The sequence below is a fragment of the Pacificoceanicola onchidii genome (assembly GCF_004804335.1).
GTDB lineage: Bacteria > Pseudomonadota > Alphaproteobacteria > Rhodobacterales > Rhodobacteraceae > Pacificoceanicola > Pacificoceanicola onchidii.
Map to the genome: position 1 here is coordinate 222024 of NZ_SRXY01000006.1, position 21384 is coordinate 243407.

18 protein-coding genes and 1 pseudogene are annotated in these 21384 nt (G+C 62.0%); 10 read left to right on the forward strand and 9 right to left on the reverse strand.

What is annotated here, in order from left to right; translation table 11 throughout:
- The first annotated feature begins 54 nt into the window (after positions 1 to 54).
- The 5 genes and pseudogenes from E4662_RS16640 (at position 55) to E4662_RS16655 (ending at position 4868) form a co-directional block, all read left to right on the forward strand.
- Entirely contained in the window at positions 55 to 1188 is a 1134-nt protein-coding gene (locus tag E4662_RS16640; protein ID WP_136442733.1) for a glycosyltransferase, read from the forward strand.
- Positions 1189 to 1393: 205 nt separating this feature from the next.
- Positions 1394 to 2533: an acyl-CoA dehydrogenase family protein gene (locus E4662_RS16645; RefSeq protein WP_136442734.1), complete on the forward strand. Its 1140-nt coding sequence runs from the start codon at positions 1394 to 1396 to the stop codon at positions 2531 to 2533.
- Positions 2534 to 2610: 77 nt separating this feature from the next.
- Positions 2611 to 3630 (forward strand): annotated as a pseudogene (locus E4662_RS24475) (enoyl-CoA hydratase/isomerase family protein); the annotation flags it as partial.
- Positions 3631 to 3654: 24 nt separating this feature from the next.
- Positions 3655 to 4527: a 3-hydroxyisobutyrate dehydrogenase gene (mmsB, locus tag E4662_RS24480; protein ID WP_338113514.1), complete on the forward strand. Its 873-nt coding sequence runs from the start codon at positions 3655 to 3657 to the stop codon at positions 4525 to 4527.
- A 131-nt stretch (positions 4528 to 4658) separates the two neighbouring features.
- Complete coding sequence (locus E4662_RS16655) at positions 4659 to 4868, forward strand: YgaP family membrane protein (protein WP_136442736.1); 210 nt, start codon at positions 4659 to 4661, stop codon at positions 4866 to 4868.
- Between the two features lie 45 nt (positions 4869 to 4913).
- Here E4662_RS16655 and E4662_RS16660 read toward each other — a convergent pair whose 3' ends face one another.
- The 3 genes from E4662_RS16660 to uvrA all read right to left on the reverse strand — a co-directional run bounded on the left by E4662_RS16660 (position 4914) and on the right by uvrA (position 9414).
- Positions 4914 to 5477 (reverse strand): hypothetical protein, encoded by a 564-nt coding sequence (locus tag E4662_RS16660; protein WP_136442737.1) that lies wholly within the window; start codon positions 5475 to 5477, stop codon positions 4914 to 4916.
- Between the two features lie 171 nt (positions 5478 to 5648).
- The gene (locus tag E4662_RS16665; protein ID WP_136442738.1) at positions 5649 to 6530 is read right to left on the reverse strand and encodes a patatin-like phospholipase family protein; all 882 of its coding nucleotides are present in this window, start codon (positions 6528 to 6530) and stop codon (positions 5649 to 5651) included.
- A 4-nt stretch (positions 6531 to 6534) separates the two neighbouring features.
- Positions 6535 to 9414 carry an excinuclease ABC subunit UvrA gene (uvrA, locus tag E4662_RS16670; protein WP_136442739.1) on the reverse strand — a complete coding sequence of 960 codons (2880 nt, stop codon included), beginning with the start codon at positions 9412 to 9414 and terminating at the stop codon, positions 6535 to 6537.
- A 154-nt stretch (positions 9415 to 9568) separates the two neighbouring features.
- Between uvrA and E4662_RS16675 the strand changes: the two genes are divergently transcribed.
- A complete protein-coding gene (locus tag E4662_RS16675) occupies positions 9569 to 9931 on the forward strand; it encodes a rhodanese-like domain-containing protein (protein ID WP_136442740.1) in 363 nt (120 codons plus the stop codon).
- A 9-nt stretch (positions 9932 to 9940) separates the two neighbouring features.
- Here E4662_RS16675 and E4662_RS16680 read toward each other — a convergent pair whose 3' ends face one another.
- Positions 9941 to 11344 (reverse strand): FAD-binding oxidoreductase, encoded by a 1404-nt coding sequence (locus tag E4662_RS16680; protein WP_136442741.1) that lies wholly within the window; start codon positions 11342 to 11344, stop codon positions 9941 to 9943.
- A gap of 65 nt (positions 11345 to 11409) precedes the next feature.
- A complete protein-coding gene (locus tag E4662_RS16685) occupies positions 11410 to 12789 on the reverse strand; it encodes a mechanosensitive ion channel family protein (protein WP_136442742.1) in 1380 nt (459 codons plus the stop codon).
- 154 nt (positions 12790 to 12943) lie between these two features.
- Between E4662_RS16685 and E4662_RS16690 the strand changes: the two genes are divergently transcribed.
- From E4662_RS16690 to E4662_RS16705, 4 genes are all read left to right on the forward strand, one after another.
- Positions 12944 to 14011, forward strand: coding sequence for an AI-2E family transporter (locus E4662_RS16690; protein WP_136442743.1), 1068 nt, complete (start codon positions 12944 to 12946; stop codon positions 14009 to 14011).
- A complete protein-coding gene (locus E4662_RS16695; protein ID WP_136442744.1) occupies positions 14008 to 14721 on the forward strand; it encodes a P-loop NTPase family protein in 714 nt (237 codons plus the stop codon). Before E4662_RS16690 ends, E4662_RS16695 begins: the two co-directional genes overlap by 4 nt.
- Before the next feature lie 31 nt (positions 14722 to 14752).
- A complete protein-coding gene (locus E4662_RS16700) occupies positions 14753 to 16927 on the forward strand; it encodes an RNA degradosome polyphosphate kinase (protein ID WP_136442745.1) in 2175 nt (724 codons plus the stop codon).
- Between the two features lie 249 nt (positions 16928 to 17176).
- The gene (locus E4662_RS16705) at positions 17177 to 18475 is read left to right on the forward strand and encodes a flagellin (RefSeq protein WP_136442746.1); all 1299 of its coding nucleotides are present in this window, start codon (positions 17177 to 17179) and stop codon (positions 18473 to 18475) included.
- A gap of 37 nt (positions 18476 to 18512) precedes the next feature.
- On the opposite strand, the gene E4662_RS16710 is transcribed toward E4662_RS16705, so the two are convergent.
- Genes E4662_RS16710 through E4662_RS16725 form a run of 4 tightly spaced genes read right to left on the reverse strand, consistent with a single transcriptional unit; the run spans position 18513 to position 21348 of the window.
- Entirely contained in the window at positions 18513 to 19520 is a 1008-nt protein-coding gene (locus E4662_RS16710; protein WP_136442747.1) for an endonuclease/exonuclease/phosphatase family protein, read from the reverse strand.
- A 1-nt stretch (position 19521) separates the two neighbouring features.
- The gene (locus E4662_RS16715) at positions 19522 to 20205 is read right to left on the reverse strand and encodes a molecular chaperone DjiA (RefSeq protein ID WP_136442748.1); all 684 of its coding nucleotides are present in this window, start codon (positions 20203 to 20205) and stop codon (positions 19522 to 19524) included.
- A gap of 43 nt (positions 20206 to 20248) precedes the next feature.
- Positions 20249 to 20728: a GNAT family N-acetyltransferase gene (locus E4662_RS16720; RefSeq protein ID WP_136442842.1), complete on the reverse strand. Its 480-nt coding sequence runs from the start codon at positions 20726 to 20728 to the stop codon at positions 20249 to 20251.
- A gap of 5 nt (positions 20729 to 20733) precedes the next feature.
- Entirely contained in the window at positions 20734 to 21348 is a 615-nt protein-coding gene (locus E4662_RS16725; protein WP_136442749.1) for a VOC family protein, read from the reverse strand.
- Positions 21349 to 21384: the final 36 nt, after the last annotated feature.

Genomic DNA, 21384 nt, shown 5'->3' on the forward strand with positions numbered 1-21384 from the left:
TCAAGCCGCAAGGCGCGCGGTAGGACCACCGCCAACGAGCAAGCGGAGCCTGTCATGACCATCGCCATCGCCACCTCCGATTACTTCGTGATGGGAGAAACCTTCATCAATCGCCATATCGAGCACATGTTCGGCGGCGATACGGTGGTGATCTGCGGCCGGTTCAACGGCACCGACCCTTATGACAAATCCCTGTTCGAACGGCGGGCCAAACTGTCTTTGAAAGACAAGCTGCTCGCCCCGGTTTCTGCCCTTTCAGGCGCGGCGCTCTACGGCACCTCCCGCCTGCCCTATGGGGACAACCGCGCCGATCTGGCCACCTTCCTGCGCGAGCACAAGGTAACGGCCATTCTGGCCGAGTTCGGCACGCAGGCTCTGGTGGTGGCCAAGCTCGGCAACGATCTGGGCATTCCGGTCTTCACCTATTGGCGCGGCACGGACGCCTCCGCCGCGCTGACCTCGCGCCAGCGGGTGCGCTCTTATCGACTGATGATGCCGCGCCTTGCCGGCATGTTCTCGGTCAGCCAGTTCCTGCTCGACAACCTCGCCAAACACGGCGTGCGCCATCCGAACGCGCATGTGGTGCCCTCCGGCGTCGACATCCGCCGCTTCACCCCCGGCGACAAGCGGCCCGGCTCTTTCCTCGCCGTGGGCCGCATGGTGGAAAAGAAAGCCCCCCACATCACCCTGAATGCCTTTGCCAGGGCCGCGAAGGGGCGCGATGCGCATCTGACCTTCATCGGCGGCGGGCCGCTTCTGGAGCCGTCCAAAGCGCAGGCCGAGGCACTCGGCATCGCCGATCAGGTCACCTTCACCGGGGCGGTGCCCCATGCAGAGGTGCGCGAACATCTTTTGACCACCGAGGTTTTCCTGCAGCATTCGGTCACCGCGCAGAACGGCAACACCGAAGGTCTGCCCACCGCCATCCAGGAAGCGCTCGCCTGCGGCTGCATCACGCTCTCGACGCGACACGCGGGCATTCCCGAAGCGGTCGAAGAAGGCACCAACGGCCTGCTGGTGGATGAATGGGACGAGGATGGCTTTGCCGCGAAGATTGGCGAGATTCTCGATATGCCGGACCGCTCTGCCATGTCCGCCGCCGCGCGCGCCACCGCGGAGGCTAAATTTGACAATGACGTGGGGCTCGCCCGGGTCGAGGCCGTGATCCGGCAGGCGCTGCAAGGCTGAGACTTGCGTTAACGCAATCATGAAGCGCAATTCCCGCCGCGATGCTTTGCATTTTTGCAAAATAGTCTTGCGCCCGCGCCGCTTGCATCCTGTCGCCACCCGCGCGACAATCTGAACAAGCGTTCATTTACAAGGCTCACCCCGCGCGCCGTGACATCCGGCAAGAGGCGGCAGGAGCCCTGTAAGATTGGGGAGGAGACCGATCATGGATTTCGCGCTGAGCGAGGAGCAAACCGCCATCTTCGACATGGCCTATGCCTTTGGACAGGAACACATCGCGCCGCACGCCCGCCAGTGGGAAGCGGACGGCACCATCCCCAAAGAGCTGTGGCCACAGATTGCTGAACTGGGGTTTGGCGGGCTTTACGTGAGCGAAGAAAGCGGCGGCTCCGGCCTCACCCGGCTTGACGCCACGCTGGTTTTCGAAGCGCTCAGCATGGCCTGCCCCTCCGTCGCCGCCTTCCTGTCGATCCACAACATGTGCGCCCGCATGATCGACAGCTTTGGCTCTGACGAGATGAAGGCGCGGATCCTGCCCAAGGTCATGACCATGGAAACGGTGCTGAGCTACTGCCTCACCGAACCCGGCTCCGGCTCTGATGCCGCCGCGCTCAAGACGCGCGCCGAGCGCACCAATGACGGCTACAGGCTTACCGGCTCCAAGGCGTTCATCTCCGGTGGCGGCTATTCTGACGCCTATGTCGTCATGTGCCGCACCGGCGACGCTGGCCCCAAGGGCATCTCGGCGCTCTATGTCGAAGACGGCGCGGACGGGCTGTCCTTTGGCGGGCTCGAAGACAAGATGGGATGGAAATCCCAGCCGACGCGCCAGGTGCAGTTCGACGATTGCTTCACGGCCGCGAACAACCTTCTTGGCGAAGAGGGCAAGGGCTTCAACTACGCCATGGCGGGCCTTGATGGCGGGCGGCTGAACATTTCTGCCTGCTCGCTTGGAGCGGCGCAGACCGCGCTTGATTTGACGCTGCAATACATGTCCGAACGCAAAGCCTTCGGCAAAAGCATCGACCAATTCCAGGCCCTGCAATTCCGCCTCGCGGATATGGAAATCGAACTGCAGGCCGCCCGCACCTTCCTGCGTCAAGCGGCCTGGAAGCTCGACACCAAAGCCCCGGATGCCACGAAATTCTGCGCCATGGCGAAGAAGTTTGTCACCGAAGCCGGGTCCAAAACCGTCGATCAATGCCTTCAGCTGCATGGCGGTTACGGCTACCTTGCGGATTATGGCATCGAGAAGCTGGTGCGCGATTTGCGCGTGCACCAGATCCTCGAAGGCACCAATGAAATCATGCGCCTGATCACCGCCCGCACCTTGTTGCAACGGTAACGCCGCGCCAAATTTCTTGGAAGAAATTTGGAAATTCCGTCAACGGAATTTCCCCCAGCCCAAACCGGACCGCTCCCATGACCGACATCCATATCCGCACAGAGGGCCGCGCAGGCCGCATCACACTGACCCGCCCCAAGGCGCTCAATGCGCTGAGCTACGACATGTGTCTTGCGGTCGAGGACGCTTTGGAAGCCTGGCGGCATGATGCGGACGTGGATGTGATCCTGCTCGACGCTGAAGGTGAGCGCGCCTTCTGCGCGGGCGGCGACATCGCCGAGATGTATCAGACGGGCACCGAAGGGAATCTCGACTACGGTCGGCGGTTCTGGCGCGATGAATACCGGCTCAACGCCAAGCTTTCGGAATACGAAAAACCCGTCATCTCCTTCCTGCACGGCTTTGTCATGGGCGGCGGTGTGGGCCTTGGCGGGCATTGCTCGCACCGGATCGTTACAGACAGCACTCAGATTTCCATGCCGGAAGTGGGCATCGGCTTTGTCCCGGATGTGGGGGGCTCCTACCTGCTGGCGAAGGCCCCCGGCCGTCTTGGCGAATACCTTGGGTTGACCGCAGCCCGCATGGGTCCCGGCGATGCGATCCACGCGGGGTTTGCCGACACCTATATTCCAGAGGCGGACTGGTCTGCTTTGAAGGCGCGCCTGTGCGAGACCGGCGACGCGGGCCTTGTCGAGGCCGCTGCGCAACCTGCCCCAGACAGCCCCCTCGCCGCGCAACAGCCGCAGATTGACGCGCTTTTCGGCGGTGAAGGGCTTCAGGATCTGCTCAACATGATCAAGGGCGACCCCAGTGAGTTTGCCCAGAAGACGCTCAAGACCCTGACCCGCAATGCGCCCCTTTCGATGGCCGTCACGCTGGAGATGCTGCACCGCCTGCGCACGGTCACTGCGCTGTCCATCCGCAAGGCGCTTGAACTGGAGTACCGGGTCAGCCACCGTATCATGGAGCACGGAGACTTCCTCGAAGGCATCCGCGCCGCCATCATCGACAAGGACCGCGCGCCGAAGTGGCGTCATGATCTGTCATCCGTCCCCGCTGTCGACGTCAGCCGCATGCTTGCGCCGCTCGGCAAGGAGGCGCTGCAATTCAGGGAGAGAGGCATGAAGATCGGATTTATCGGATTGGGTAACATGGGTGGACCGATGGCCGCCAACCTGCTCAAGGAAGGTCACAGCGTCACCGGCTTTGACGTGGCAGGCGTGACAGTCGACGGCGCCGCAACCGCCAGCAGCGCGGCAGAGGCCGCCGCAGGGGCTGACGTGGTGATCACCATGCTGCCCAACGGCGCCATCCTCCGCGCGGTGGCTGATGAGGTCATCCCGGCCATGAGCGCAGGCGCGGTGCTGCTTGATTGCTCCACCGTGGACGTGGACAGCGCCCGCGCGGTGGCGGATCAGGCTGCCGCCAAGGGCCTCGGCGCGCTCGACGCCCCTGTCTCAGGCGGTATCGGCGGGGCCAGTGGCGGCACATTGACGTTTATGGTCGGCGGCTCCGATGAAGCCTTTGCCAAGGCCAAGCCGCTGTTTGACATCATGGGCCAGAAAGCCGTGCATTGCGGCCCCTCCGGGAATGGTCAAGCGGCGAAGATCTGCAACAACATGATCCTCGGCATCACCATGATCGGCACCTGCGAAGCCTTTGCCTTGGCAGACAAACTCGGCCTCGACCGGCAGGCGATGTTCGACGTGGTGAGCACCTCTTCGGGCTATTCGTGGACGATGAACGCCTATTGCCCCGCCCCCGGCGTTGGCCCGCAATCCCCCGCTGACAATGACTACAAACCCGGCTTTGCTGCCGATCTGATGCTCAAGGACCTGCGCCTGTCCCAACAGGCCGCGGCAAGCGCCGATGCGGACACACCCATGGGCGAGGCCGCGACAAAGCTCTACGAGCAGTTCGTCGAACACGAAGACGGCGCGGGCATGGACTTTTCCGCCATGCTGCCCCGGTTCGAGAAACGCGGACGCAGCTAAATCAGGCAAAGGGGCGCGACACGGCGCCCTTTCCCGCCCTGCTCCTGAAAAGTTGATTCAGATCATATTCGGTTTTTGTGATACGGTGCAAATGTCTATCTGAAAGACAGCTTCTTCCGTGGGGAACCAATATGTTTGCAAAGAATATGGGTCAAACCGACCGTATCATCCGGACCGTTGTGGGCGTTGTGCTGCTCATCGCCTTCTTCTCGATGGCGGGCGGCATCCTGAAATGGCTGGCGCTGATCGCCGGCGTCGTCATGCTCGCAACCGCCGCCATGGGCTCCTGTCCGCCCTATGCGCTGCTGGGGATCAACACCTGCAAGATGAAAGACCAATAAAGAGAGGGGCCGGAAGGCCCCTTTGCTTTTCCCGCACTCAGACTGTCAGCCGCGTCGCCTGCGCCATACGAGCACGGACAAAGCCGACAGAAGCAGAACACCACCCGCAGGCAGCGGCACCGGTGTCGGTGTAACAATGGACGGGATCGTGGTCGGGACGATGAAGGTCAGATGGCTGATACCCTTGCTCGTCGTGACGGTATTGCTGGTCAAGCCGGTCGCATAGAAATGCGCGACAAAACCCTTGCCCGCCTTGAACACTACAAACTTATAGGCATCCTCAGTTGTCCAGGTGAAATGCCGTGTCTCTCCGCCGGGCGCACCGTCCAAAGCGGTAAAGTTCAGCGAAGCCGACAGATGCGGATCGTCAACTTTGAACACGTCATCGGCGCGGATCAATGCAAAATCCGGCGTCTCGAAACTGTTGATGAAATCAAGCAAGGCGGCTGTCACAACCCCGGCCTTGATGTCGTTGCCCTTGCTGACTGTCAGAACCGCCGTCGGATTCACACCGCCGTTGCCCGTATCCACGGTTACGGTCAGCGCGCTCACAGAAGGCGCGCACAGCGACAAAAAGACAGCGGCAAGCGCCGCAACAATGCGTTTCATGACAAAACCAACTCAAGAATCGGCGTAGGGCAGCTGCGCCGGGAAGCGACAACCATAGCAGCCCAAACGATTCGTTCAAAATTTCCTCATCCAATAAATGAGGATCGCGCAACAATTCGCTGGTTTTTCCGCCTTTTTTGACAATGGCAGCCTTGATCCGGCGATCATGCGTTACGACAGATCAGAGGCAATCCTGTCCGCCGCTCCTTGTGCGATCCTGTGCCCTTCCTCAATCGCCTCCTGCGCGCGGTACAGCTCCAGAACAGAGATATGTTGCAGGTCCGCATCCAGCTTCAGATGCGGCGGATCCGCCGCCTCGCGAGTCTTGCGCACGTAGTCGATCATAATGTCGATCGAGGTGTTGACCACGTCGATATAGTCCGGCGACTTCTCCGTCGGCCCCTCACCCAGAAACGAAATCAGCTGATCCGGCAGGTGCGGTTTGAGGTCCTCGATGGCGAGCCTTTTCCAGATGTCCGGTTGCGTCTGCGGCTTCCAGAGCGCGTGACCGGTTCGGGCATTCGGGTTGACCGCGACGGTTGTCGTGGCGCCAAGCGCGCGCAGCCCGGACATGGGCACCGGGTTGACCAATCCGCCGTCCAGCATCCAGCGCCCGCCCATCTCCTGCGGCGAGAAGACGCCGGGAATGGCGATGGAAGCCCGAATGGCCGGGATCAGCGGCCCTTTCTGCAGCCAGACCTCGCGCCCGGTCGCCATGTCGGTACAGACCGCCAGGTAAGGGTGCTTGAGGTCCTCAATCCGCTCCGGGAGGCCAATCTCATGCAGTATCGTCTGCACGGCCCGCCCCTGCACCAGACCGCCCTTGCGAATGCTCAGATCAAGGTATTGCAGAAACCGGGTCTGCGTCAGCGACAGCGCCCAGTCTTCCAGCGCGTCCAGCCGATCCGCCGCCCAGGCCGCGCCCACCAGCGCGCCCATGGAACACCCCGCGATCACATCCGGGCGCAGCCCCTGTTCTTCAAGCGCGCGCAAAACGCCAATGTGGCACCAGCCCCGTGCGCCGCCTGATCCAAGCGCCAGTCCAAGCACCATGGCGCTACTCCGCTGCCACTTTCCCGGCTTTCAGCATCGGTTTGAGATACCGTCCGGTGTGCGAGCCTTCGACCTCGGCCACCTGTTCCGGCGATCCTTGCGCAACCACGTCACCGCCGCCATCGCCCCCTTCGGGGCCAATATCAATGATGTGATCGGCGGTTTTGACCACGTCGAGGTTGTGTTCGATCACCACCACCGTGTTGCCCTGATCTACCAGTTCATGCAGCACTTCCAAGAGCTTGCGCACATCTTCGAAGTGCAGGCCCGTGGTCGGCTCATCAAGGATATAGAGTGTGCGCCCCGTGGATCGCTTGGCCAGTTCTTTTGACAGTTTCACCCGCTGCGCCTCGCCGCCAGACAGCGTCGTCGCCTGCTGACCGACCTTGATATAGCCAAGACCCACGCGCATCAGCGCATCCATCTTGTCGCGGATGCTCGGCACCGCCTTGAAGAACTCCTGCGCATCCTCAACCGTCATATCAAGAACGTCGGCTATGCTCTTGCCCTTAAACTTTATTTCAAGGGTTTCGCGATTATACCGGGCACCATGACAGGTTTCACAGGTTACATAGACGTCCGGCAGAAAGTGCATCTCGATCTTGATGACACCATCGCCCTGACAGGCCTCGCAGCGCCCGCCCTTGACGTTGAAGCTGAAGCGCCCTGGTTTATATCCGCGGGCCTTGGCCTCGGGCAGCCCGGCGAACCAGTCGCGGATTGGCGTGAATGCGCCCGTGTAGGTCGCCGGGTTTGAGCGCGGCGTGCGCCCGATGGGGCGCTGGTCGATGTCGATCACCTTGTCGAGGTGTTCGAGCCCTTTGATCGTCTCGCAGGGCGCGGGCGTCTGACGCGCACCGTTCAGCGCCATGGAAGCCGTCTTGAACAGGGTCTCGATGGTCAAGGTGGACTTGCCGCCGCCGGAAACCCCTGTCACACAAACGAATTTCCCCAAGGGAAAGTCGACGGTGACGTTCTTGAGGTTGTTGCCCGTGGCTTTGACCACCTTCACTTTCTTCTTGTTGCCTTTGCGGCGCTTTGCTGGCACCGCGATTTCCCGTGTCCCGCTCAGGTATTGCCCTGTCAGGCTCGCCGGGTCCGCCATGACCTCCGCAGGCTTGCCTTTGGAGACCACCTGACCGCCGTGCACCCCAGCGCCCGGACCGATGTCAAAGACATAGTCCGCCTCGCGGATCGCTTCTTCGTCGTGTTCGACCACAATCACCGTGTTGCCCTGATCGCGCAGGTTTTTCAGCGTGTCGAGCAGCCTTGTGTTGTCGCGCTGGTGCAGGCCGATGGATGGCTCGTCGAGCACATAGAGAACCCCCGTCAGCCCCGATCCGATCTGCGAGGCCAGACGGATCCGCTGGCTCTCGCCACCGCTCAGGGTGCCACTTGAACGGGACAGCGTAAGGTACTCCAAACCAACGTTATTCAGGAACCCGAGCCGCTCGCGGATTTCTTTCAGAATCGCCCGTGCGATCTCGTTTTTCTGCGGGGTGAGGTTGTCCGGAACAGTCTGACACCAGTCAAAAGCCTGCCGGATCGACATCTCCACGACCTGACCCACATGCAGCAGATTGTCCGGATCGTCCGCCGGGCCGATCTTCACCGCCAGAGCCTCGTCGCGCAGGCGATAGCCCTCGCAGGCGCCGCAATGGCGGTTGTTCTGGTAACGCTCGAATTCTTCGCGAATCCAGTTCGAATCCGTCTCGCGATAGCGCCGCTCCATATTCGGAATGACGCCTTCAAAGCTGCGCGAGACCTGATACACCCGCCCGCCTTCGTCATAGCGGAACTGGATTTCCTCATCGCCGGAGCCATAGAGGAAGACCTGTTTCACATGCGCCGGGAGGTCTTTCCAGCGTGTGTTCTTGTCGAACTCGTAGTGTTTGGCGATGGCGTCGATGGTCTGCAGAAAATACGGGCTTTTGCCCTTGCGCCACGGAGCCAGCGCCCCGTCGGAGATCTTCAGCGTCTGATCGGGCACCACCAGCCGCTCGTCAAAGAACAGCTCAACCCCAAGCCCATCACATTCCGGGCAGGCCCCAAACGGCGCGTTGAACGAGAACAGCCGCGGCTCGATCTCAGGGATGGTGAAGCCGCTGACCGGGCAGGCAAAATTCTCGCTGAACGTAATCCGCTCCGGATCGCCCTCTTTGGGGGCGGTCTCCAGCACTGCAATCCCATCGGCCAGATCCAAGGCCGTGCGGAACGAATCCGCCAGACGCGTCTCCATACCTTCGCGTACCACAATCCGGTCCACGACCACGTCGATGTCATGGCGAAACTTCTTGTCGAGCGTGGGTGGCGTGTCGAGTTCATAAAACTCGCCGTCAACCTTCACCCGTTGAAAGCCCTGCTTTCTAAGCTCCAGAAATTCCTTCTTATATTCGCCTTTGCGGTCCCGGATGATCGGCGCGAGCAGATAGCCCCGGGTGCCCTCTTCAAGACCCATGACCCGATCAACCATGTCCTGCACCTGCTGCGCCTCGATCGGCTTGCCCGTCGCGGGCGAATAAGGCGTGCCGACGCGCGCAAACAACAGGCGCATGTAGTCGTAGATCTCGGTTACCGTGCCGACGGTCGAGCGTGGGTTCTTCGACGTTGTCTTTTGCTCGATGGAAATCGCCGGGGACAGCCCGCTGATGTGATCCACATCAGGCTTTTCCATCATGTCGAGGAACTGCCGCGCATAGGCGCTGAGCGATTCCACATAGCGGCGCTGCCCCTCGGCATAGATCGTGTCAAAGGCGAGCGAAGACTTGCCGGACCCGGACAGGCCGGTGATCACCACAAGCTCATCACGCGGGATATCCACGTCGATGGACTTGAGGTTATGTTCGCGCGCACCGCGCACCTCTATATGCTTCAACTCAGGCATCGCGCCCCCCGGGGTTAAACAGCGCTTAACAGATAGGCGATCCGGCGCAGATCGCCAATCGAAAAATGAGAACGTTACGCGAACACGCGGTTCCAGCCTTTACATTCTGTTTTCAGAATGTATATGATTTGAGCAAGCCAACAGGAGACGCCCGATGTTTGCCTTTCTTTCGAACGCCCTGCGCGGCGGGGACATGACAGCTCAGGAAGCCATGCCGCTGGTGGCGGATGGCGATGTTGTTCTGATCGACATTCGTGACCCGATGGAGATTCGCGCCTCTGGCAAGGCCAGGGGTGCTTTGGAAGTGCCGTCAGCCACGCTGGCGATGCGGGCGGACCCGCGCAGCCCGGAGTGCCTGCCCGAGCTGAAACAAGGCAAGCCCATCGCGGTTTACTGCGCCTCCGGTGCGCGCTCGGCCATGGCAAAAGGCATGCTCAAGCGCATGGGCCACGAAGAGGTGCACAATATCGGCGGGCTGGGCCACTGGCAGGCAGCAGGCGGCAAGGTCATCCGCTAAAACCTGCGCTTATGTGTGCAGCACAGCCCCCGGGTTCATGATGCCCTTGGGGTCGAGCGCAGCCTTGATCGCACGCATCGCCGATAGTTTCGCCGGGTCGCTGTAGCGCACAAGGTCCGCGGCCTTGTGCCGACCGATCCCGTGTTCGGCGCTGACCGAGCCATCGTAAGCATCAACCAGATCATGCACGAGCTCCGTCACCTCGGCGCTGCGCCCGGCCAGGTCTGCCTTGCTCACCCCCTTGGGCGGGAAGACGTTGAAATGCAGGTTGCCATCGCCAAGGTGACCAAAACAGTTGATCCGCCAGTCGCCAATCCGGCCCAGCGCCTCCGTGGCCTCGGGGATAAACCTCGGGATCTCCGACAAAGGCAGCGAAATGTCATGACTGGCCACCGCGCCGATACGCTTGTTCGCGGCAGGGATGTGCTCGCGCAGGGTCCAGAAATCCTTGCCCTGTTGCAGCGATTGCGCGACCAGCCCGTCGCTGACCAAACCAGCCTCGAACGCCTGCGCAAACAAGTCTTCCAAGGCCGCTTGGGGATCCTGCCCGCCGGACAGGCCCAGTTCGATCAGAACGGACCATTGCGGAGCCGTCTGCCAGGGCTGGCGAATGTCGGGCAAGGTTTCCGCAAGGAAGTCGAACCCGGTTTTTGACAGCAGTTCAAACGCACTGATCCCCTCCCCGACGAGGTCCCGCGCCATGGACAGCAGCGACAGCGCCGCTGCCGGGTCCGGCACGGTCAACAGCGCCGTGCCGATGGCTTCGGGGCGCGGATAAAGCTTGAGGCTCGCGGCGGTGATCACCCCCAATGTACCCTCCGCCCCCATGAGCAGATGCCGCAGATCATAACCGGTGTTGTCCTTGCGCAGCCGTTTCAGCCCATGCCAGATCTGCCCGTCCGGCAGCACCGCCTCCAGTCCCAGCACCAACTCGCGCGCATTTCCGTAGCGCAGAACGTTGACCCCGCCCGCGTTGGTCGAGAGCAAGCCGCCAATCCGGGCCGAGCCTTCGGAAGCCAGCGACAGCGGAAAGAGTCGCCCCACCTTCTCTGCCGCATCCTGCACATCCGCAAGGATACAGCCCGCTTCGACAACCATGGCGTTTTCCTCAGGATAGACGCCGCGCACGCCGTTCATTCGCTCTAGCGACAACAGCAAAGGCGCGGGACCCTCGCGCGGGATTTGCCCGCCGACAAGGCCGGTGCCGCCACCAATAGGCACGAGGCCCACGCGCGCCTTGGCGCAGGCCCGCACGATCTGGGCCACCTCTTTGGTGTTCCGCGGCAAGGCCACATGGGTGACGATACTCGGCCAGCGGCCTCTTGGATCGTCGAGATAACGGGCATCCGCCTCGCGCACGATCCCTTCGGGCAAGGTCGCGGTGAAGGCGGCGTCGGCGGGGGTCAAAGGCATGGAAACGATCTCCTTTCCGCCTGAAGTAGCGGAAACCAATGCAAAGCCCAAGAGCACCCGCGCGTCTACCCGTTCAACAAGTCGTCTTCCTTGTCGCCCTCGACCTCTGCCGCCATCTGATCTTCCAGCGCCTCCACCTCGTTGGACAGATCGTCTTCCGCATGGCTGGTTTCGGCCTCTTCCACCACCGGATGCGGCGCGGCTACGCGCGGGGGCGTGCCGACACTTGCCTCACCGGACACAGGCAGCGGCAGTCCGTCAGGGAAGATCACTTCCCGCGCCGGATCCGGCATCGAGACGCCCGCTTCCATTAGCGTTTTCTTCACCCGTCGGATCAGGGCCGAGCGCAGTTTCAACGGCGAAAATTCCGTGCCGTCAAACCAGTAGTAGACCGTGATATTGACGGTGGAATCCCCTAGTCCATCGGCCAGAACCATCGGTTCGGGATCATGCAACACCGCCTCATGCCCCAGAAGCGTGTCCAGAATGATATCCTGCGCTTCCGAAATCGCCCCATCATACCCGATCCCGACAGCAAAACTCCCCCGGCGCGTGGCGCTTGCGGTGTAGTTCTCGATGGTCGACTTGAAGACCGAGGCGTTGGGGATCTGGATGTGGTTGCCCTCGGGCGAGACAAGAACGGTCGAGCGCGTGTTCATCGAATGCACCACGCCTTGAAACCCCGCCACATCGACAAAATCACCGCGCCGGAACGGTTGGCGCAAAGAGAGCAGCAAGGACGCAAGGAAGTTTTCGGCAATGTCGCGGAAGGCAAAACCGATCACGATCCCGAAGATCCCCGCGCCCCCGATCAGGGAGACCGCCAGCTTTGTCAGCCCGGCGACCTGCAACACGATGTAAAGGCCGATCAGGAACACCGGAAGCGAGATCAATCGCACGGTGATGTCGCGTAGGATCGGTGTCTTGATCCGGTCGGTCAGGCCCCAATTGGCCAGCCGCGCCACGATGCTCGACAAAAAGAAGGCCAACGGCAGGATCAGCACCGCCACCAGAACCGACGGCGCCGCCGCCACCGCCTGATCGCGCAGCGCGCGCAATTCGGTCATAGCCGGGGCCAGCGTGAACTTCACCCGCGCGTTCAGCCGGATCCGGTTGACCACGGCCACAACGCCATCGGTCTTGGCCGCCAGATCACGCACCCATTCCTGCCGCTTCGCGCTGTCGGTGGAGCCATCGAGGAAGACGATCCCATCCTCAACCTCAACATCCACATCGGAATACCAGCCAGAGCTTTCAATGATGTTGCGCAGACGACGCTCGATCTGCTCGTCGCGCACCCCGCCTTCGACCGCAACGGTCTGATTGGTGTCGATCACCTCTTCCTGAACCGGCTCCTCGCTGGCGTCGGTTTCGGTCTGGGCGGACAAAGGCGCGGCCAAAAGGGACAGCACAAGAAACAGGACAGAAAAACAGGATCGTGTCATCGCGGAAAATCCAAAGTGTTTGAATGTGTTTGCAGCAAGTCTCAACGCCCCCATGTTAATAACGAACCTCGTTCCAGCGCCAGCCCCGCATTGGCGCTTGAAACCGTCCCACAGGCGGGCGATGTAAGAAGAAGCGCAACCAATAGGAGCACCCATGGCCCTGCCAGTTCGGGATCAGTTCAAATACTGGGGCATCGCAACAGCGGTGTTCGCCGTGGTGCTGTGGTTCCTTGGCGATGTTCTGCTGCCCTTTGTGCTGGGCAGTGCCATTGCCTATTTCCTCGATCCGGTGGCCGACAGGCTGGAAAACATGGGATTCACCCGTGGCGCCGCGACAGGGATCATCACGGTCATCGCACTGGTGCTCTTTGTGATCCTCGCGCTCGCCGTGATACCGACGCTGATCCAGCAGGCCATCGCCCTGTTTGAATTTGCCCCGGCTCTGTTCCGCGATCTTCAGACCTTCCTGACGGAGAACTTCCCGAGCCTGATCGTCGAAGACAGCCCCATCCGCCAGGCGCTTTCGACCATCGGTGAGACCATCCAATCCAAAGGGGTCGAGCTTCTGAACACCGCGCTCAGCAGCGCCGCCTCCCTGCTCAATCTCGTGGTTCTGTTCATCATCGCGCCGGTTGTGGCGGTCTACATGCTGCTCGACTGGGACAACATGATTGCCCGCATTGATGAGCTTGTCCCGCTGGATCACCGCGAAACCGTGCGCTCGCTCGCCAGTGAGGTGGACCGCGTCCTCGCCGGGTTTGTGCGTGGCATGGGCTCTGTCTGCATGATCTTGGGCATCTTCTATGCCGCCGCGCTCTGGCTCATCGGGTTGCAGTTCGGGCTGGTCGTCGGGGTTTTTGCCGGTCTTCTGACCTTCATCCCTTACGTCGGCGCCATTCTGGGCGGCATACTGGCCATCGGCCTTGCCATGTTCCAGTTCTGGGGCGATTGGTGGATGATCGTGGCGGTCTGGGCAATCTTCCAGTCCGGCCAGTTCATCGAAGGCAACATCCTCACGCCGCGCATGGTCGGCAATTCCGTCGGGCTGCACCCGGTCTGGCTCCTGCTGGCCCTGTCTGTCTTTGGCTCGCTCTTCGGCTTTGTCGGCATGTTGGTCGCGGTGCCGATGGCCGCCGCGATCGGTGTTCTGATCCGCTTCGCCGCCGGACAATACCGCACCAGCCGCCTCTACCTCGGGCTCTTGGGTAAAAACGATACATGACCAATGCCAAACAACTCGCCCTGCCCCTGCCCTCTCTTGCGGCACTGGGGCGGTCGGATTTTTACGTGACCGAAGCCAACGCGCTGGCGGTGGCCCAGATCGAAGGCTGGCAACACTGGCCATCGGGCAAGTTTGTCCTGTCCGGCCCGGCGGGCTCCGGCAAGACACACCTCGCCCATGTCTGGGCGCGGCTCACTGGCGGGCTGATCGTGCCAGCCGAGGCGCTGCCCTCCGCCGACATCCCTACGCTTGCGCAGGGGCCGGTCTGCGTTGAAGACATCGAAACCATTGCAGGCCACCGCGATGCCGAAGAGGCGCTGTTTCACCTGCACAACCTCGTGCTCGCCTCCGGCCACAAGCTTCTGATGACCGCCCGCACCCCGCCCGCGCAATGGGGCCTGACGCTGCCCGATCTGCAAAGCCGGGCCGAAGGGGCGCAGGGCGCGCAGCTGTCCGAGCCGGACGACGATCTGCTTTCTGCAGTGATCGCCAAACTCTTTGCCGACCGTCAGATTGTCCCCGCCGGGGACGTGATCCCCTACCTCGCCCGCCGCATCCCGCGCAGCTACTCCGCCGCACAGCTGATCGTCGAAATCCTCGACCGCGAGGCGCTGGGGCGGCCAAAAGGCGTGAACCGCCCGCTGGCCTCTGCCGTCTTTGACGGCCTGTTCTCGCCCAAGCTTTTGCCAAACGCCCCCGAGCCGTCATAAAATCGTTTCACCCTTTGACCATAAGCCCGCCATGACCCAAACCGATTTCCTCAAAGCCCCGATCCCGCCCGCGACAGACATGCCCGATCTGGACCCCACCGGTCCGGGACGGTTCTTCAACCGCGAACTGAGCTGGCTGGGGTTCAACTGGCGGGTTCTTGAGGAGGCCGGAAATCCGCGCGTGCCTTTGCTCGAACGGCTGCGCTTTCTGTCCATCTCGGCCACCAATCTGGACGAGTTCTATACCGTGCGCGTCGCTGGCCTGCGCGAGTTGGCCCACGAGGGCAACACCACCCCCGCCGCCGATGGCCTCTCGCCCGCGGAACAGCTTGTCCTGATCAACGAAGACGCTCGCAAGCTGATGGCAAAGCAGCAGGAAATGCTCGGCACGCTGCGTCAGGAGATGGAAGCCGAGGGCATCACCATCGTCTCACGCGACAAGCTCACCGCCGAGGACCGCAAGGTGCTCAAGACCGCCTTTATCGAACAGGTCTTCCCGGTGCTCTCGCCGCTCGCCATCGACCCGGCGCACCCGTTCCCCTTCATCGCCAACATGGGTTACTGCCTTGCGCTGCAGCTTGAGCGCACCAAGGACAAACGCCCACTTCAGGCGCTGCTGCCGATCCCGGCGCAGATCGACCGCTTCATGCCCCTGCCCGCCCCGGACGGCCAGTTCCGCTTTCTCCTGCTCGAAGACGTGGTGCTCTTGCACATCGAACGGCTCTTCCCCGGCTATACGGTCAAGGACCAGTTCGGCTTCCGCGTGCTGCGTGACAGTGATCTGGAAGTGGAGGATGAGGCCGAGGATCTCGTGCGCGAGTTTGAGGTGGCCCTCAAACGCCGCCGCCGCGGCGAGGTTGTACGCCTGACCACCTCCACCAACCCGGCCAAGGCCCTGCGGGCCATCGTCATGCGCGAGTTGGACGTGGACGAAAACGAGGTCATCGAGCTGGACGGCATTATCGGCATCGCCGACCTCAAGGAACTGGTGCTGGACGAGCGCCATGATCTGCTCTGGCCGAGCTTCACCCCGCGCGTGCCCGAGCGCGTGCAGGACCACGACGGCCACATGTTCAACGCCATCGCGCAGAAGGACATGCTGCTGCACCACCCCTACGAGACGTTCGATATGGTGGTGCGCTTCCTCAATCAGGCCGCTGCGGATCCGAACGTGGTGGCGATCAAGCAGACGCTGTACCGCACCTCCCGCCAATCCCCCATCGTCGAAGCGCTCTGCGCCGCTGCCGAGGATGGCAAATCCGTCACGGCGCTGGTCGAGCTCAAAGCCCGCTTTGACGAGGCCGCCAACATCCGCCAGTCGCGGCGACTGGAACGCGCCGGGGCGCATGTGGTCTACGGCTTCCTTGACTGGAAAACCCACGCCAAGATCAGCCAGGTGGTGCGCCGCGAGGGCAACAAGCTGGTGACCTACACCCACTGGGGCACCGGGAACTACCACCCGATCACCGCCAAGATTTACACCGATCTCAGCTTTTTCACCTGTGATGCGGCGCTTGGGCGCGATGCGGCGAAAATCTTCAACTATCTTTCGGGCTATGCCATGCCGGAGGATCTGGAGAACCTGCACATCTCGCCCCACTCGCTCAAAAGCGGCATGATCGAGATGATCGACGGAGAAATTGCCCATGCCAAAGCGGGCAAACCGGCGCAGATCTGGATCAAGATGAACTCGCTGATCGAACCGGACATGATCGACGCGCTTTACCGCGCCAGTCAGGCGGGCGTGAAGATCGACTGCGTCATTCGCGGCATCTGCGGGCTGCGGCCGGGCATCAAGGGCCTGTCGGAAAACATCCGGGTCAAATCCATCATCGGGCGCTTTCTCGAGCATTCCCGCATTGCCTGTTTCGGCAACGGCTATGGGTTGCCCCACAAGAAGGCCCGCGTCTTCATGTCCTCCGCCGACTGGATGGGCCGCAACCTGAACCGCCGGATCGAAACCGGCGTCGAGATCTCCAACCCCACGGTGAAAGCCCAGATCGTCAGCCAGATCATGGCGGCGAACCTTGCGGATACGGCGCAAAGCTGGACCATGGGGCCGGACGGTCAGTTCGCGCGCGACGTGGTTCCCGAAGGCACCTTCGCCTTCTCCTGCCACCGGTTCTTCATGGAATACCCGTCGCTCTCGGGGCGCGGCTCTGCCGGGGCATCGGATGTTCCCAAGCTGACGCACACGGATGATTAAGACATGGGGGCTATAACGCCCCTCTGCGCCGAGTTATCCCCAGAATCACAATATTGCCTTAAAATGGCCCCCGCGATGCCGCCAAATCTTAAACGGTGTTTAAGGCTGGCCATCACATTCTCGTTTTTGCACGGAAGACCCGTGGCACGGATCGCAGAACCAGGTCCGTAGCGTCCAAAAGATGCGTCCGGCACAGAACCAAGGTGCCATTGGCGTAGAAGCGCCTTGATCCTTGAAAAGGCGAGCACAATGTCGAGTATTCTGACCAACGAAGGGGCCACCACGGCCCTTGCGACCCTGCGCAACATCAACGCGCAGATCGCGCAAACCCAAAATGAAATTTCCACCGGTAAACGCACGGCCGATCCATCCAGCAATGGTGCGGTCTGGTCCATTTCCAAAACCATGCGCGCCGATATTGCCGGCTTCAAAACCGTCTCCGCCAGCCTCTCGCTGGGCCAGGCCACCCTGTCCGTCGCGCGGCAAGGGGCCGAGACGATCACCGAACTTCTGTCGGACATGAAAACCGAGATTGTCGCCTCACAGGAGGCCAACGTCGACCGCAGCAAGATCCAGAACAAGATCACCGCCCTGCGCGAGCAGATCGACGGCATCGTCGCCACCGCGGCCTTCAACGGGCAAAACCTGCTGAAAAACACCGAAACCACCGCGGGCAGCGGGGTGATCAACGTACTTGGCTCCATCGACCGCGGTGAAGGCTCTGTTTCCTCGACACATCTGACATTCAACCGCCGCGACATGGGCACCGGGGTCTCTGCGGTGTCCGGCTCAGGCGGCGACTACACCGAAGACGCGGTGACACAGACGCTCAACGCCACCCAGAGCGCCACGCTCGACATGAGCAGCCTGGAGGTCGAAGCCGGGGCCGCCTTCTCCTTCTCCATCTACGGCACAGACGCAAACGACAGCACCTTTACCCAGGACGATTACCGCACCACCACCGGCGCCAGCGAAACCCAGGCACAGATGGCAACCAGCGAGATCAGCTATGTTGCCCGCGATGGCGACAGCATCGGCGATGTGGCCAAAGCCCTGAAACGGGCGTGGGATGATTATGCCGCCGGGTATGACCTGTCGACCGATGTGTTGGATGTTCAGGTTTCCGGCGAGTCTCTTGTCGTCTCGTCGACCGTTACGGACGGCACCGATACCATTCGAACCGCCATCAACACGCTGAGCGCCGACGCTGGCAGCACCATTGGCGGCGGGCTGGAAGCGATTGGCGAAATTGACGTGACCGACAACACCGGCGCGGCCAAGGCGCTGAGCCAGATCGAAGGTTTGATCAACTACGCCATCGACGCCGCCGCCGCCTTCGGCTCCGATCAGGGCCGGATCGAGACGCAGTCGGAGTTTGTCGGCAAGATCACAGCGACCTTGCAGGATGGCGTCGGTCAGCTTGAGGATGCCGATATGGAAGACACCTCCGCCCGCTTGCAGGCGCTTCAGGTGCAGCAGCAACTGGCGGTTCAGGCGCTTTCCATTGCCAATGCCGCCCCGCGCCAGCTCCTCGCGCTGTTCCGCTAAGGCCTGATGGGGTGGGCCCGCTCACCCTGCTCCGGCCTCACAGATCCAGATCGACACTGACCGGGAAATGATCGGAGGCCGCCAGAAGCGCCTCCTTCAGTTCCGGCGTGCGCCAGCAGACCGGATCGTCAAACGGATGCCAGATCCGCCAGCTTGGGCGCAGGGCGCGCAAGCCCGGCGAGATCATCACGTAGTCCAGCAGCGCCTGCATATAGCGCTTTTCTCTCGACATGTAGAACCGCGCCGTGGTCGGCTGCGCGCTGATCCGGCTGACCAGCGCCTTTTCAGCATGGGGATCAAACAATTGCGGCGCCGCGTCGCCCAGAACAATCTCGACCGAACTGCGCCCGAACAGGTGTTCGTACTCATCCAGCCCCGGCCCGTCGTTCAGGTCCCCCATCACGATCAGGTCTTCTTCTGCCGCCAGATGCGCCTCCACCCGCTCGCGCAGCCAGATCGCCTGCGCCAATTGCTTGCGCCGGTTGGCAATCGAAAGGCGCATCACCGCGTCGCGCCCTTGTGCCCCATGCGGGGCCTTCGATTTGAGATGTGCCCCGATCATCCGCAGACTGCGACCGCTCGCCAACGTCACGGCCAACTCCAGCGGCGGCTTGGAGAAATTCACGTGATCGAGCGTTGCATCCACGTCCAGATCAATGTCAAACGCCCCGTCAAACCGGGGTGGATCGCTGTCCGGGCTGCCTTGCGGGTCATGCCGCGCGGTCATCACCGCCGGATCATAGAGCAGCGCAATTTCCTGCTGGGTGTCATTGGCAAAGCCGGTCACGATCCCCGTGGTGCGCAAGTCAAACGCCTCGACAAAGCGCGCCAGCGCCCGCGTGGTGCTGCGTTTGCGCGAGGTGTCCGGCGCTTCGATCACCATCACCGCATCGGCGTCCATCGCTGTCAGGACAATCGCAATGGCCTCGGCCTGTTGCTGGCGCGTGACGTTGTAGCGCGCGGACCACGCGCCATCCGCCAGAAGCGCGCCGTCATCATCGAACAGCGCGTCGAACCATTCGATGTTGTAGGTGGCAATGCGCACGCTACGCCGTCTCGCGGGCGGATATCTCGTCCCAGGCGCGGTTGATCTCGGCCAAACGCCGCTGCGAGAGCTGGATCGCCTCTTCCGGAACCCCCCGCGCGATCATCACATCGGGATGGCTGTCGCGCACAAGCTGCCGATATGTCTTGCGAATATCCGCCAGCGGCATGTCGGGCGGAACGCCGAGCACCCGGTAAGGGCTGCATTTCGCCTCCGGTACAAACCGCGCGCGCAGATCATCGAAACACGGCCCATCCATGCCGAAAATCTCCGACACCCGCCGCAGGAACGCGTCCTCATTGGGATGGTAGGTGCCGTCGGCAATGGCGATGTGGAACAGCCCTTCCATCAGATCACAAAGCGTCTGCTTTTCTTCCCCGAACAGCCCCGCAATCCGCGTGGCGTATTCCTCGAAGCCCGCGACGTCCTGCCGGGCGAGGTTGAACACCTTGGCCGCCCCTGCCTCGTCTTCCGGCGCAATGGCAAAGACCTCGCGGAAGGCGCTGACCTCGTCGCGGGTCACCAGCCCGTCCGCCTTGGCCATCTTGGCCGACAGCGCGATCACGGCAATGGTAAAGCCCACCGTCCGCTCCGGCGGCGAGCGCAGTTTTTCAAAAACGGCGGCCAGACCCTCGCCAGCGGCAAGGGAGGCAATCGCGCTCGTTATGCGGGTCCAGATTGACATAAAAGCAGCCTACGCGGTTCAAAAGATAATGTCAGGTCGGGTTTCACAGAATTTTCTGCATCAGCACAAGATCCATCCAGCGCCCGAATTTGAAGCCCACTTCCGGCAAAATCGCCACTTCGTGAAACCCGATTGCCTTGTGAAATGAGACGCCGCTCGGATTTTCACCACTGACCCCGGCAAAGAGCGAATGTGCGCCGTGCCGTCGCAGGTTGTCCTCGAGCGTCGCCATCAGCGCCTTGCCCGCTCCCAGCCCACGCGCTTCGGGGGCCAGCTGAATGGAATGCTCGAAGGTATAGGAATACCCCGGACCTCCCCGAAACTGAAACGCGGTCGCAAAGCCCCGCACATGACCGTCACTTTCCGCGATCAGAAAGAGCGGGCCGCGATGGGCGATGTCCTGCGCCAGTTTGGCTGCGGTTTTTCGCTCCGTGGTGAAGGTGATGGCCGTGTGATCGATCACCGTGTTCCAAAGCGCGGCGACCTCTTCCGCGTCCGAAGCGCGCGCCTCGCGCACTGTCACCTGGCTCATAAGGATACCATGGCGTCGCCATCGGCGATTTCAGCACGCAATCCGGGCGCATCGGCGTTTTCAAACGCGACCAGCGGTGCATCCAGATGCGGGCCAAGCAGGGCTTCCAGTTCCGATGCACGCGGATGAGAGACGATCAGGCGGCGAAGCTCCAAAGCCTCCGCTGGCAAGACAAATCCCGGTGTCGGCGCGTCTCCGTGCCATTCGATCAAGGCCGGGAAAACCCCGTCAAAGGGCAACCGCCCATCTTCGGGCACAGCCATGGTCCAGCGCAGCGTGTCCCGCTCCAGCGACACCTTGCGCCCTGCCATCGGCAAGGCCTCAATCGCGGCATCAATGTCAGGCACCCGGCAAATCCACTTGTCCAGCCGCGCGGCGCCCGAGAAGTCATCAAGCCCGAACCACCGTGCATCCGGCGGCGGCGGCGCTTGCGGGTCTATCGCGATGGCTTCGATGTAAAGCTGCGGCGCCAGTCCGATCAGCGCGTTATGCGTGGCAAACCGATCATGCTGGCCCCCGGGGCGCATGACCCGATGGGTCTGCGCCTCCACATGGGCTACCGCCTCTTCCAGCGACTCGCCCGCAACCGCAATGTGATCCAACTCCAGCAAAGGACGCCCTCGAAAAACCCTGCGTTTGAGGCAGGA